Raw genomic sequence first — 12,657 nt, 5'->3', positions numbered from 1 at the left:
TAACGCGCGTGCAGGGCTGAGGCCCTGCGTCAGCCCGGGGTGAGGACGCAGAACTCGTTGCCCTCTGAGTCGGCGAGGCACACCCACGGAACATCGCCCTGGCCGACGTCGGCGTCAGTGGCGCCCAGAGCCCGCAGCCGGGACACTTCTGCCGCTTGATCGTCACCGGGGTAGGGCATCAGGTCGAGATGGACGCGGCCCCATACGGTCTTCACTGCGGGCGTGCGAAGGAACTCCAGATACGGCCCGACACCAGTGGCCGAACGCAGCCTCGCATGAGCGTCGGTCACCTCGTGCAGGGTCCAGTCCATCGCCTCGCTCCAGAACCGGGCCATGGCCCGCGGATCCGCACAGCGGACCACCACCGCGGCGATCGGCCCGGTGTCCCGGTAGATCGAGCGAGGCTCCAGCACGCGGAACAGGTTGCCCTCCGGGTCTGCCAGAACCGTCCACGGCACATCACCCTGGCCCACGTCGGCGGGCGTCGCGCCGAGTTCCAACAGGTGCGCGACCAGCTCCGCCTGATGGGCCGCGGAGGTGGAGGTGAGTTCGAGGTGCGCGCGGTACTTTACCGTCTCGGGGTCCGGGACGGTGACGACATCGACGCAGATGGCGACGGGGTCCGGCCAGACGAAGCCCACGGGTTCAACATTGGTCACACCGGGGCCCTCGCTGGAAACACCCCAGCCGAGCGCCTTGGCCCAAAAACGGCCGAGCGCGGAGTCATCCCGAGCCTTGAAATTCACCTGAACAAGCCGCAGCGCCATAGCGCCCGATCCTATCCAGTTCCTCCTCGATTTGGGAGGAACGCCTGGCGCCAGCTAGGGCTTTTGTGCCCCGGCACGGAACATCCGTACGGCGTCGCGCATCGAGGCGCGGGCGCGCTTGCGGTCGCCGGCGGCATCGTAGGCACAGCTGAGCCGGAACCAGGACCGCCAGTCGTCGGGCGCAGCTTCGGCCTCGGCGCGGTATTTCTCAAATTCGAGGTCGGCGGCTTCGCGGATTATCCGGCCTGCAGGCGTGCGCGGCAGTGTGTCCTCCGGCAGCCCGCCTTCGGCTTCGAGGATCTTCGCCAAACGCTCGGTGCGGGCACCGAACAGCAATTCCCGGACCAGGGCCCACGCTCCGATGACCGGCAGCACAAGGTAGGCCACACCGATCGCCTTCGCCACGAGGTTTTGGTCCGACATCAGGAGCAGGGAGCGCTCGAATGACACCACCAGGTAGAAGACGAGCAGCAGGGTGACCGCCCCCACCCAGATCTTGGTGCGGTTCGCTTTCAGGGCGCTCAGGGCTGCGGCCACCGGGCTCAGAGCCCCAGGTCCAGGTAGCCGTCGAGCCCCACCGTGAGGCCGGGGTGCGCGGCGACGTTGCGGATCCCCAGCAGCACGCCGGGCATGAAGGAGGCGCGGTCGAAGGAGTCGTGGCGGATGGTCAGCTGCTCCCCCGGGCCGCCCAGCAGGACCTCTTGATGCGCGACGAGGCCGCTGAGCCGGACGCTGTGGACCCGGACACCCTCCACGTCGCTGCCGCGGGCGCCCTCGAGTTCCGTGGTGGTGGCGTCCGGGCTGGAAGGCACGCCGGCGGCGGTGCGCTCGGCCGAGATCAGCTGGGCCGTGCGCACAGCCGTGCCGGAGGGGGCATCCACCTTGTCAGGGTGGTGCAGTTCAATGATTTCGACGGACTCGAAGTACTTGGACGCCTTGGCGGCGAAGGCCGAAGCCAGGACCGAACCGAGGGCGAAGTTGGGGGCGATGAGGACGCCGACTCCGGGCCGGTCGGCGAGGAGCTCTTCCAGGCGGGCGAGCCGGCCGGCATCCCAGCCCGTAGTGCCGACGACGGCGTGCATGCCGTGTTCGACGGCGAAGCGGACGTTCGCTTCGGTGCTTTCGGGGACGGTCAGGTCCACCACGATCTGCGCGCCTGAGCTGACGAGCGATTCGAGGGAATCGTTGCGGCCAAGGGCCGCGACGAGCGTCAGGTCCGCGGCGGCGTCGATGGCCTTCACGGCCTCGGCGCCCATGCGCCCGTTGGCGCCCAGCACGGCGACGGAGAGTTGTTCGGTCATGCCATCAACCCTACCGCCGGGGCCGTTGCCCTCTGGAACCGGCGGCCTTGGGTTACACGGGCCGTGCGCCTATTCGCCGGCCGTACGCCTATTCGCCGGCCCCGACCCATTCGACGGTGCCGTCGGCGAAAAACTGCTCTTTCCAGATTGGCACCTGGGCCTTGATCCGGTCCACGAGTTCGGCGCACACCTCGAACGCCTGGCCGCGATGGGCTGCGGAAACGGCACAGACCAGGGCAGGGTCGCCGATCTCGAGCATGCCGATCCTGTGCGCGGCCCAGATCCGCACCGGCTGTTGACGCTGTTCAGCGGCGCCGCCGGCGCCGCCGTCATCCGGAGATCCGTCGGATGACGGGCCGCCGGCCGGGACCGCGTGTTCCGCCACGAGCCGGGCGACGACGTCGGCCATCACCTGGTGCGCCGTCGGGTGGGCGCTGTAGCTGAGCCGCGAAACCTGCTTGCCGCCGTCGTGGTTGCGGACGACGCCGCTGAAGCTGACCACCGCGCCGGCGGTGTCCGATTCGACGGCCGCAATGGCCTGGTCCACCGAGATAGGTTCGGCGCTCAGGACGGCGCGCACGACTTCAAATCCTGTTTCAGTGCCCATGACTACCTTCCAGCTGGTCGCAAAGATGTCCAAGGATGGGATCGAGAACGCTCAGGCCATCCATGACGCCCTTCGGTGATCCGGGCAGGTTCACGATGAAGGTCCGGCCGGCCGCGCCCGCGTGGCCCCGGCTGAGCATGGCCATGGGCGTCTTGGCTGTCCCGGCGCTGCGGATGCCTTCCATGATGCCCGGGATTTCCCGGTCCAGCAGGGGCAGGGTCTCCTCGGGGGTCGCGTCGGTGGGGCTGAGGCCCGTGCCGCCGCTGGTGATGATGACGGCCGGCTGCTGGCTCAGCAGGGCACGCAGCGCGGCTCCCACCGGTGCACCGTCCGGAACCACCAAGGCCGGGAACGGCTCAAAGCCGTGTTCGGTGAGCCAATCGACGATGACGGGACCGGTGAGGTCCTCGTAGACTCCTGCGGCCGCGCGGGTCGAGGCGATCACGACGCCGGCCTTCCGGCCGGTGGCTTCGCCATGGCGGTGCGGTTCGGGCATGTTCATAGGGTCCAGTCCCCGCTCTTGCCGCCGCTTTTGGCCAGCACTTTGATATCGGTCAGGACCGCGTGCTTGTCCACGGCCTTGATCATGTCGTAGACGCTCAGTGCCGCAACCGACGCCGCGGTCAGGGCCTCCATCTCGACCCCGGTGACGCCGCGGGTCTTGACGGTGGCAAACACCGTGACGGTGTCGGTGTCGAGCTCGAAGTCGATGGTGACCTTGGCGATCGGCAGAGGGTGGCAGAGCGGGATGAGATCCGGTGTCTTTTTCGCCGCCATGATCCCGGCGACGCGGGCAACGGCCAGGGCGTCCCCCTTCGGGAGCTCGCCGCCGCCGAGGAGCGCGAGCACCTCCGCCGTGCTCCGGACGGTCGCGGTGGCCGTGGCCTCCCGGGTGGACTCTGCCTTGTTGGACACATCCACCATCTGGGCCGTGCCGTCGTGGCGGAGGTGGGTCAGGCGGGTGTTGTCCACTGCACTGTTTTCCGCAGGGCTGTTTTCCGCTGGCGCGGGAGGTGTTTCGCCTTGGTCCGGTCCGGAATTTTTCGCTATCGCGCTCTCTGCTTCATTCACAGAATCCATACTTCCACTTCATCGCCCGCAGCGAGAGCCGCTGTGCCCTCGGGAACGTGGACCAGGGCGTTGGAACGGGCCAGTGCGTGCACCAGGTGTGAGCCGGCACCACCCTCCAGCCGGACCGTGCCGTCCGGTCCCAGCGTGCCGCGCCGGACCTGGTGCTTGCCCGGCGGCGAGGTCAGCGCCTCGGCCAGCCGGGCCCGGACGGCGGGCCGCGGCGCGGGAGCGCCGAAGAGTTCGGTGAGGACGGGACGCAGGAACATTTCAAATGACACGAGGCAGCTCACCGGGTTACCGGGGAACCCCAGCACGGGGACGCCGTCGAAGCTGCCGATCCCCTGCGGTCCGCCGGGCTGCATGGCCACTGCGGTGAACTCGACGTCGTGTCCGGACATGGCCTGGCGGACCACTTCGTAGGCGCCCTTGCTGACACCACCGGTGGTGACGATCAGGTCCACGTCCGGGGCGTGCCGGCGCAGCAGCAGTGCGAGCTCATCCGGCCGGTCCGTGGAGATGCCCGTCCGGGTGATCTCGAGGCCGGCCTGGCGCATCGAGGCTTCGAGCAGCGTGCCGTTGGAGTCGAAGATCTTGCCAGGTCCCAGCGGGTTGCCCGGTTCCACGACTTCGTCGCCGGTGGTGACCAGCAGGACACGCAGCGAGGGACGGACAGGCACCTCCGTGAAGCCCATGGCCGCGAGGAGTCCCAGCTGGCCGGGGCCAAGGAATGTCCCGGCGCCGAGGGCGGGCTCGCCGGTGCGGATGTCACTGCCGACGTCGCGCACAAACGTTCCGACAGCCGTGGCCGGCAGGCGGACCGTGGCGGCCTCGCCGGGCGCGGGGAACGAATCGGGGACCGCCTGTTCAATGGGCACGACGGCGTCGGCTCCGGCGGGCATCATGGCTCCGGTCATGATCGGCGCGGCGGTGCCGGCGGTCAGTTCCACCGGTGCGGCGCCGGCCGGAACGGGCGCGACGACGCGCAGTTCCGTCCCGCCGTCGGGTACGTCGCCGCTGCGGATCGCGAAGCCGTCCATCTGCGAGTTGGCAAAGGGGGGAAGATTCAGCGGTGCGACGATGTCGACGGCGAGTCCCCGGCCCAAGGCTTCGAGCAGCGTGAGCCGTTCCACCCGGTCATCGGTGCGGAGCGGCGCGAGCAGGGCGCGGACCTTGTCCCGGTGCGCTTCCACGCTGACGTGCCTTGCCTCGGTGCGGTGCATGCGTGTCCTGACGTTTGCTCAGCTCACTACGATTTCACGTCAACTCTAACCGTGTGAAAGCCGGTGGCCCCGCTCGGCGCGACGGGGGCCGGCTCCTCCACCTGCGGGACGCCGTCGAGGTCCGTGGCCCGGACCTGGACCTCGTACCGGCCCGGAGTCAGCGGAAGCGCCAGCTTCCACTGGTACCACGTGTCCTTCGAAATGCCCGGGGCGAGCTCGGCCTGTTTCCATTCGCCGCGGTTGACCCGCAGCTCCACCTTGCCGATGCCCGTGTGCTGGTCCCACGCGACCCCGCCGAACACCACGGTCCCGGCCGTCACGCTCCGCCCGTCCTGCGGCACGTCGATGCGGGACGAGGTCTTGATGGGCCCGCGCTCGCTCCAGCCGCGGGGCGTCCAGTAGGCGACGTCGTCCGCGTAGCGGGTCACTTTCAGTTCGGTGACCCACTTGGTGGCCGAGACGTAGCCGTACAGCCCGGGCACGATCATCCGGACCGGGAAGCCGTGCTCCAGCGGGAGCGGTTCGCCGTTCATTCCCACGACCAGCAGCGCGTCGCGGCTGTCTGTGAGGGCCTCCAGCGGCGTCCCGGCCGTCCAGCCGTCCGTGCTGCGGGAGAGCACCATGTCCGCTCCTGGCTTGGGTCCGGCCATGGCGAGCAGTTCGCGGACCGGCCAGCCGAGCCATTTGGCGTTGCCGATCAGGTCTCCGCCCACTTCGTTGGAGACGCAGGCGATGGTCACGTGGCGTTCTGTCAGGGGTTTGGCCAGGAGGGTGGCGAAGTCGAGTTCGATCTCGCGTTCCACCAGGCCGGTGACCTTCAGCGTCCATTGCGCCGGGTCCACCAGCGGCACGCGCAGGGCGGTGTCGATCCGGTAGAAGTCCTTGTTGGGGGTCACGAGCGGTCCGAGGCCGTCAAGCCGGATCTCGGCGCCCGCGGGGATGGGCGGCGCCGGTGAGGCGGCCGCCGGGAGGGCCAGCTTGCTGCGCACGTCACTGACGACGGCGGCGGCTCCCCTAAGAGTGGACGCGAGCACACCCGCGACGGCGGCAACCGCGGCGGTTCCGCCGAGGGCCAGCAGGAAGCGGCGCCGGGCAGGTCCGGCCTCGCCGGCCGGAGGCTCGGCGGGCTGCGCGGCGGCCGGGGTTTCCGGCGGGGAGGTCTCCGCAGCCGGGGTTTCCGGCGGGGAAGTCTCCGCAGCCGGGGCCACCACCGGGACAGGCTGCGCCGCGGCCCGGGTTTCTGCCGGGTCGGTCGCCGGCGGGGCCGTCGCCGCGGCCGGCGCCCCGTCCGTGGCTCCGTCCCTGGCTCCGTCCGGGACGGGCAGCCACATCTCGAGTTTGCGGATGAGCCAGCGCAATAGGGCGATCCCCACAAGTGCCACGAGCACCGGGACAGGGATGGCGTTCGCGGTCAGGTCGGCCCGGCTCAGGACGGCCACGAGGCCCACGGCGCCGAAGACCGCGATGACGGCCACCCCGGCGAATCGGCGCCGCACTTCCAGGACCCCGGACAAGGCGGCGAGCGCGGCGATGACGAGTACCATGCCACCGAGGAGTGCCAGTTTGTCCGCGGTACCAAAGACGGAGATGACCCATTCTTTGACGCCCGGCGGGACGGCATCGATCACTGCCCCGCCCACGGCCGTCACGGGAGAAACTGTAGGGCTCACCAGGCTTGCCGTGAGTTCGCCGAGCACCACTGCGGTCCCGATGGCCACCAGTCCGGCCGCGGCGGCCCACAGGTCCCGCGTCCGCCGCTGCTTGAAACGGTCTTGCCCGGGCCGGCCTTGCTTGGACTGTGGTTGCTTGGAAAGCTGCACCTGCGTTCCAGCGCGTTGCTGGTCCTGACCGCCGATTTCCATATCCATGGTCTTACCCGTGTCCTCATCCGTTGCCTGGGCCGTGTCCTGGTCCATCCGCTTGTGCATGTCCTTGTCCATTTCGGCCCCCTGTACGCCCGGGCCCGCGCCGCGGTTCACTGCGCGCGTCCGGTGCGGAGCGTCTCGTCTGCCGAGTCCGGCGGACGCCTGTCGTGTTCCCCGCCCGCCGAGGACGCGCCGGGAGGAGCGAGGCCGCCAGCGGACGGAACGTCCGCCGGCGATGCCAGCACCGCCGTCGCGTGGCCGGCCGTCTCGTGGCCGGCCGTCTCGTGGCCGGAGGCCTCCCTGGCAGGGACCTCCCTGCCCGGGACCTCCTGGCCGGGAAGCAGCAGCGAGAAGCGGCATCCGCCGTCGACGTTCTCCACGGTGACGATCCCCTCATGGGCCTTGACGATTCCGGCGACGATGCTCAGGCCCAGCCCGGCCCCGCTGTAGCGCAAGGTGCCTGCCGGCTCGTCCGCCCCTGGCACCCCCGCGTCGTCAGGAGCGGGCAGGCGGCCTGCCGGGCGCCGGGCGGGATCCTTTTGCCAGCCGGTCTCGAAGACATGCGGCAGGTCCTCTTCGGGGATCCCGCCGCAGCCGTCGGTAACGGCGACGACGGCCCGGTCCCCTTCCCGCCCGACTTCGACGGTGACGTGGGAGCCCGGCGGGCTGTGGACGATGGCGTTGAGCACGACGTTCCGGATGGCGCGTCCCATCGAGGGGCCGTCGGCGAGAGCCAGGCACTCGCGCCGCCCGCCGCCGTCGAGCGTGACGCCATGCTGCTGCGCCAGCGCGGCGAGGTCGGCGATGGCGTCGCTGGCGAGGTCGTACAGGTCCAGCGGCTCAGCTTTGAGCCGCATGGTCCCGGCATGAATCTTCGACAGTTCCAGAAGGTCGTTGACCATGCCCGCCATGAGGTCGGTCTGCGCGATGATTTTGCGGTAATAGCCGGAGACATCCGACGCCATGCCGTCTTCCAGCGCCTCGGTCATGGCCCGCATGCTCGCCAGCGGCGTCCGGAGGTCGTGGGAGATCCAGCTGACGAGTTCGCGGCGGGCGTTCTCGACGGCCGCCTCCCGCTGCCGGGACGCCTCCAGCTTCCGGCTGCTGGAGTCGAGCTCCGCGGCGAGGGCGGCCAGTTCGTGGCTCATCACCGGGGACTGGATCCCCGGGCTTTCGCCGCGGCCGATGCTCCGGGCGGCTTCGACCAGTTCCCTGGCGTTCCGCGACACCCGCGATCCCAGCACCAGGGCAATGACAACGGCCACCGCAGAGGCCACGGCCAGGACGTACCACATGACCTCGAGGTCCCGGGCCGAGATGAACATGGCGTTGAAGGCGCTGACCATTCCGGCTACCAGGACCGCCACGGCGGCGAGGACCACCACACAGATCTGCACCGCGAAGGAGGCCTTGCGCAGCGGTTTCAACACAAGCAGGGATGCGGCCCCGATCACGGCGCCCCATGCCACGGCCCAGCCGATGATGGTCAGAAGTTCAGAGGTCTGCACCGGCGGTTTCTTCCTCGTCGCTGGGGTCCAGCCGGTAGCCGACGCCCCAGACCGTTTTCAGGATGGCGGGGCGGGTGGGGTCGTCCTCGATCTTCTCGCGCAGCCTGCGGACGTGGACTGTCACCGTAGAGAGGTCGCCGTAATCCCAGCCCCAGACGGCCTTCATGAGCTCTTCGCGGCTGAAGACCTGGCGGGGACGGCGCAGCATGAAGGCCAGCAGGTCGAATTCCCGCGCGGTCAGCGCCAGGGGCCGGCCGTGGCGGGTGACCGTGCGCGCGGCCGGGCTGAGGTCGAAGCCGCCCACTTCGATGGAGGGCTCGGGGCTGAATTCGGGAATGCTCCGGCGCAGGACCGAGCGGACGCGCAGGACCAGTTCGCGGGGCGAGAACGGTTTGGTGACGTAGTCGTCCGCGCCTGCTTCCAGGCCCAGGATCCGGTCGTCCTCGGTGCCCAGGGCCGTGAGCATGATGACCGGGACACTATGTGCTGCCCGCAGCCGGCGGCAGACTTCCACGCCGTCCAGGCCCGGCAGCATCCGGTCCAGCAGGACAAGGTCCGGCCGGCGTTCGGCGGCCAGGCGGAGGGCCGTGAACCCGTCGGCGGCGAGGACCACCTGGAATCCCGCCTGGACGAGATAGTCGCGGACCACCCCGGCGATGGTCGGCTCGTCTTCGACGAGGAGGATGCGCCGGTACTCCGTTGCGTCCGGGGCCGGCTGGGTCGTGTTCACGCTTCCAGCATAGGTTCGCGGCCGCGCCGCGGGCAGGCATCCGAAGCCCTGCCGGACATCGTTCCCGAAGACGTAATATCCCTGCGGTCACGCGGCTGTGACGTCTGCCGCGGGGTGGCGTAGCCTGACTCTATGACAGTTCAACTGGGTATGCCCCAGCCCCGCGAGGCAGGCAGTCCCGGAACAGGCGCGCCTGCCGCAGCCGCGATGTCCGGGCGCCCGCACGGCCTGCCTGCCGGGCTCGTCGATCGTTACGGCCGCCGCGCCACGGACATGCGCTTATCGCTGACGGACAAGTGCAACCTGCGCTGCACGTACTGCATGCCGGCCGAGGGCCTGGAGTGGCTGTCCAAGCAGGCGGTGATGTCCGCCGAGGAGATCGTGCGGATTGTGCGGATCGGCGTCGACATGCTGGGCGTGCGCGAACTCCGGCTGACCGGCGGCGAGCCGCTGGTGCGCGCGGATCTGTTGGACATCATCTCCGCGCTCCGCCGGGCCCACCCCGAGCTGCCGATCTCCATGACGACCAACGCCGTCGGCCTGGACAAGAAGGCCGCCGGGCTCAAGGCCGCGGGACTCTCCCGGATCAACGTCTCCCTCGATTCCCTGCACGAGGAAACCTTCGCCAAGCTGACCCGCCGCCCCTTCCTGGACAAGGTCCTCGCCGGCGTGGACGCCGCCTGGGCTGCGGGCTTGGGTCCGGTTAAGCTCAACGCCGTGCTCATGCGCGGCATCAACGACGCCGAGTCGCCGGCGTTGCTGGCCTGGGCGCTGGACCGCGGCTATGAGTTGCGCTTCATCGAGCAGATGCCGCTGGATGCGGACCACGGCTGGACCCGCCGGAACATGATCACCGCTGCGGAGATCCGCGGGCTGCTCTCCACCGACTACGTGCTCAGTTCCGACCCGCGGGACCGCGACGGCGCCCCGGCGGAACGGTTCGAAGTTCGCGCACGCGTTCCCGGCACCGGCGAGGCCACCGGCCCCGTGCTTGGTACCGTGGGCATCATCGCCTCCGTTACGGAGCCATTCTGCTCGGACTGCCGCCGCACGCGCATCACTGCCGAAGGCAAGATCATGAGCTGCCTGTTCTCGCGCAAGGAAGTGGACCTGCTGGGGCTGCTGCGCGAGGGGGCAAGCGACGAACAACTGGCCGAACGCTGGCAGGATGCCATGTGGATCAAGCCCAAGGCCCACGGCATGGACCATGTGGGGCTGGACGCCCCCGACTTTGTCCAGCCGGACCGCAGCATGAGCGCCATCGGAGGCTGACTTTCTCGTGAACGTACGCTACTTCGCTGCCGCGCGCGCTGCCGCCGGCGTGGATGAAGAACGCTTCGACCTCGCCGACGGCGACACCCTCGCCTCGCTGCTTGAGGCGATCCTCGCCGTCGACCGCCCCGAGCCGCCGGCCGGTACGCCGCCGCTGGCACGCATCCTATCCCGTTCCAGCTTCCTGCTCAACGAGGTGGCCGTGCGTGACCATGCAAAGACGCTCAAGCAGGCCGACGTCGTGGATGTGCTGCCGCCGTTCGCCGGCGGCTAAGGCGCAGCACGGCCCGGCGTATCGGCAAACCTCAGGCCGGGATGGAGGCGCCTTCGGGGACGCGACGGCAGACGGTGGTCATGAAGGGGGTGAACTCGCTCGCCTTGCCCAGGCGGAGCCCGGCGGCGTGCGTCAGGACGCCGTCGTCCACCCGGAAGGTGTGCCGGGCGGTGCCGCGGTCGCTGCGCCGTTCCACGGTCAGGGTGCCGGCTTCCCAGCTCGCGCGGGCGGGCGCCTCGGGCGGCAGCCCCATGCTGTTGACGTGGTACCAGAAGGTGTCAGGGCGATCCGGGTCCATTGTGAAGACACCATGGCCTTCGGAGCGGGATCCGTCTTCATCCGTGTGGCGGTAGCTCTGTGTCACAGCCAGCCCGGCGGCCGCCGGAGAGAAGACGATCTCGGATTCCGCGCTGCGCGCCGGTCCCCACGCGGTGGCCTCCCAGTGTGTGGTCCCCGTCCACCGGCCCAGGAAAGGCTCTAGCGCCGCGCATGCACTGCCTGGCAGTGGCCGGTCCACAGTTCCTCCCAAGTGGAGTTCCGCCCGAGTGGAGTTCCTCCCGAGTGACCCCGCCACCATCATCACGCCGTGCCTGCGCCGGTGTAAAGACCGGCGATTCCAAAGCTAGAGCCCGAAGGTCTCGGTTTCCTCAAACGGACCCACCACCGTGACGGTCCGCGGGGCGGCCGCGAGCTGACGGGCGAGCTCCTGGACTTCCGCCGCGGTGACGGCCTTGATCTGGCGCAGGGTCTCGTCGATGTCCTGGTACTCGCCGGACACCAGCTCCGCGCGGCCCAGCCGGGACATCCGGGAACCGGTGTCCTCCAGTGCCAGCACGATGCCGCCGCACAGCTGTCCCACTGCCTTGCGGAGTTCCTCGTCGGAGATGCCGTCCGCGGCCAGCTTGTCCAGTTCGGCGCCGAGCAGCTCGACAACCTGCCGGACCTTCGACGGCGTGCAGCCGGCATACATGCCGAAATAGCCGGCGTCGGCGTACGAGGAGGCGAAAGAGTAGGTGGAGTAGACGAGTCCGCGCTTCTCGCGGACCTCCTGGAAGAGCCGGGACGACATGCCGCCGCCAAGGACAGCGTTGAGCACGCTCATGACGAAGCGGCGGTCGTCTGTGGCGACCAGCGACGGGCAGCCCATGATGATGTTGGCCTGTTCCACGGGACGCTTGACGACGTGCAGGCCGGCGGTGCCGGTGATGTCCGCACGCTCGGTGGAGCGGCGCTGCACGGGAGCGGCAGCGGGCTCAAGGCTCCAGCCGGCGGAGTGCAGGGCATCCACCACAAGCCCGCAGACGACGTCGTGGTCCAGGCCGCCGGCGGCGGTGACCACGAGCTCGTCGGGACGGTAGTAACGGCGGTAGTGGTCCCACACCGAGTCGCGGGCCACGGCGCGGATGGCAGCCGGGGTGCCGCCGATCGGGCGGCCGAGAGGGTGGGATCCGAGGACGGCGGCGACAAAGTGCTCATGCGCGACGTCCGTGGGGTCGTCGCTGTCCATTGCGATCTCCTCAAGGATGACGTCGCGTTCCTGCTCCATCTCCTGCGGGTCCAGGACGGCCCCGGTGATCATGTCGGCGATGACATCGATCGCCATGGGGAGGTCGGTGTCCAGGACGCGGGCGAAGTAGCAGGTGCTTTCCTTCGCGGTGGCGGCGTTCGATTCCCCGCCGACCTCGTCGAAGGCCGAGGCGATTTCCAGTGCGGTCCGGCGCTTGGTGCCTTTGAACAGCAGGTGTTCCAGGAAGTGGGTGGAGCCGTGCTGCCCGGGCGCCTCGTCGCGTGAGCCCACACCGACCCAAAAACCGATGGTTGCCGACCGCTGGCCGGGCATGGCTTCGGTCAGCACGCGGACGCCGCCGGGAAGGACCGAGCGGCGAACCTCGGAACCGCCGTCGGCTCCGTGGATCAGGGTGTCTGCGTGCTGATTCTGCTCAAGCGGCAGGGGGACGACTGTCATCAAGGCCTTTCCATAAACCATCAAAATAATGCGTCAAATCTGCCTGCCATCGTACCAGCGGGCCACTCCCCCGGCG

At 69.4% G+C, this 12,657-nt stretch carries 14 protein-coding genes; 2 read left to right on the top strand and 12 right to left on the bottom strand.

Translation table 11 applies throughout. From position 1 onward, the window contains the following. Positions 1 to 29: 29 nt before the first annotated feature. From BLR03_RS04195 to BLR03_RS04150, 10 genes are all read right to left on the bottom strand, one after another. The gene (locus BLR03_RS04195) at positions 30 to 767 is read right to left on the bottom strand and encodes a VOC family protein (protein ID WP_091249821.1); all 738 of its coding nucleotides are present in this window, start codon (positions 765 to 767) and stop codon (positions 30 to 32) included. Between the two features lie 54 nt (positions 768 to 821). Then, the gene (locus BLR03_RS04190; RefSeq protein WP_091249818.1) at positions 822 to 1,304 is read right to left on the bottom strand and encodes a hypothetical protein; all 483 of its coding nucleotides are present in this window, start codon (positions 1,302 to 1,304) and stop codon (positions 822 to 824) included. Between the two features lie 5 nt (positions 1,305 to 1,309). Next, positions 1,310 to 2,068, bottom strand: a complete 759-nt coding sequence (dapB, locus tag BLR03_RS04185) for a 4-hydroxy-tetrahydrodipicolinate reductase (protein ID WP_091249815.1) — start codon at positions 2,066 to 2,068, stop codon at positions 1,310 to 1,312. An 88-nt stretch (positions 2,069 to 2,156) separates the two neighbouring features. Continuing rightward, on the bottom strand, positions 2,157 to 2,675 hold the full coding sequence (locus tag BLR03_RS04180) for a molybdenum cofactor biosynthesis protein MoaE (protein ID WP_091249812.1): 519 nt from the start codon (positions 2,673 to 2,675) through the stop codon (positions 2,157 to 2,159). Then, positions 2,665 to 3,177, bottom strand: a complete 513-nt coding sequence (locus BLR03_RS04175; RefSeq protein WP_091249810.1) for a MogA/MoaB family molybdenum cofactor biosynthesis protein — start codon at positions 3,175 to 3,177, stop codon at positions 2,665 to 2,667. Before BLR03_RS04175 ends, BLR03_RS04180 begins: the two co-directional genes overlap by 11 nt. Next, positions 3,174 to 3,599, bottom strand: a complete 426-nt coding sequence (gene moaC, locus BLR03_RS04170) for a cyclic pyranopterin monophosphate synthase MoaC (RefSeq protein ID WP_217639741.1) — start codon at positions 3,597 to 3,599, stop codon at positions 3,174 to 3,176. Before moaC ends, BLR03_RS04175 begins: the two co-directional genes overlap by 4 nt. A gap of 143 nt (positions 3,600 to 3,742) precedes the next feature. Next, complete coding sequence (glp, locus tag BLR03_RS04165) at positions 3,743 to 4,966, bottom strand: molybdopterin molybdotransferase MoeA (RefSeq protein WP_091249803.1); 1,224 nt, start codon at positions 4,964 to 4,966, stop codon at positions 3,743 to 3,745. A 26-nt stretch (positions 4,967 to 4,992) separates the two neighbouring features. Beyond that, positions 4,993 to 6,906 carry a molybdopterin-dependent oxidoreductase gene (locus BLR03_RS04160; protein ID WP_254788148.1) on the bottom strand — a complete coding sequence of 638 codons (1,914 nt, stop codon included), beginning with the start codon at positions 6,904 to 6,906 and terminating at the stop codon, positions 4,993 to 4,995. Positions 6,907 to 6,941: 35 nt separating this feature from the next. After that, on the bottom strand, positions 6,942 to 8,339 hold the full coding sequence (locus tag BLR03_RS04155; RefSeq protein ID WP_091249801.1) for a sensor histidine kinase: 1,398 nt from the start codon (positions 8,337 to 8,339) through the stop codon (positions 6,942 to 6,944). Beyond that, positions 8,326 to 9,069: a response regulator transcription factor gene (locus BLR03_RS04150; protein ID WP_091249798.1), complete on the bottom strand. Its 744-nt coding sequence runs from the start codon at positions 9,067 to 9,069 to the stop codon at positions 8,326 to 8,328. Before BLR03_RS04150 ends, BLR03_RS04155 begins: the two co-directional genes overlap by 14 nt. Before the next feature lie 132 nt (positions 9,070 to 9,201). Between BLR03_RS04150 and moaA the strand changes: the two genes are divergently transcribed. Both moaA and BLR03_RS04140 read left to right on the top strand, forming a co-directional pair. Then, entirely contained in the window at positions 9,202 to 10,341 is a 1,140-nt protein-coding gene (gene moaA, locus BLR03_RS04145; RefSeq protein ID WP_175460405.1) for a GTP 3',8-cyclase MoaA, read from the top strand. Between the two features lie 7 nt (positions 10,342 to 10,348). Beyond that, entirely contained in the window at positions 10,349 to 10,615 is a 267-nt protein-coding gene (locus tag BLR03_RS04140; protein ID WP_091249794.1) for a MoaD/ThiS family protein, read from the top strand. 31 nt (positions 10,616 to 10,646) lie between these two features. Here BLR03_RS04140 and BLR03_RS24850 read toward each other — a convergent pair whose 3' ends face one another. Both BLR03_RS24850 and BLR03_RS04130 read right to left on the bottom strand, forming a co-directional pair. Further along, positions 10,647 to 10,913: a hypothetical protein gene (locus tag BLR03_RS24850; RefSeq protein WP_254788147.1), complete on the bottom strand. Its 267-nt coding sequence runs from the start codon at positions 10,911 to 10,913 to the stop codon at positions 10,647 to 10,649. A 324-nt stretch (positions 10,914 to 11,237) separates the two neighbouring features. Further along, complete coding sequence (locus tag BLR03_RS04130; RefSeq protein ID WP_091249791.1) at positions 11,238 to 12,581, bottom strand: M16 family metallopeptidase; 1,344 nt, start codon at positions 12,579 to 12,581, stop codon at positions 11,238 to 11,240. Positions 12,582 to 12,657: the final 76 nt, after the last annotated feature.

The organism is Arthrobacter sp. ok909, from assembly GCF_900104405.1.
Classification (GTDB): domain Bacteria; phylum Actinomycetota; class Actinomycetes; order Actinomycetales; family Micrococcaceae; genus Arthrobacter; species Arthrobacter humicola.
This window is presented reverse-complemented; position numbering and strand designations above follow the sequence as displayed.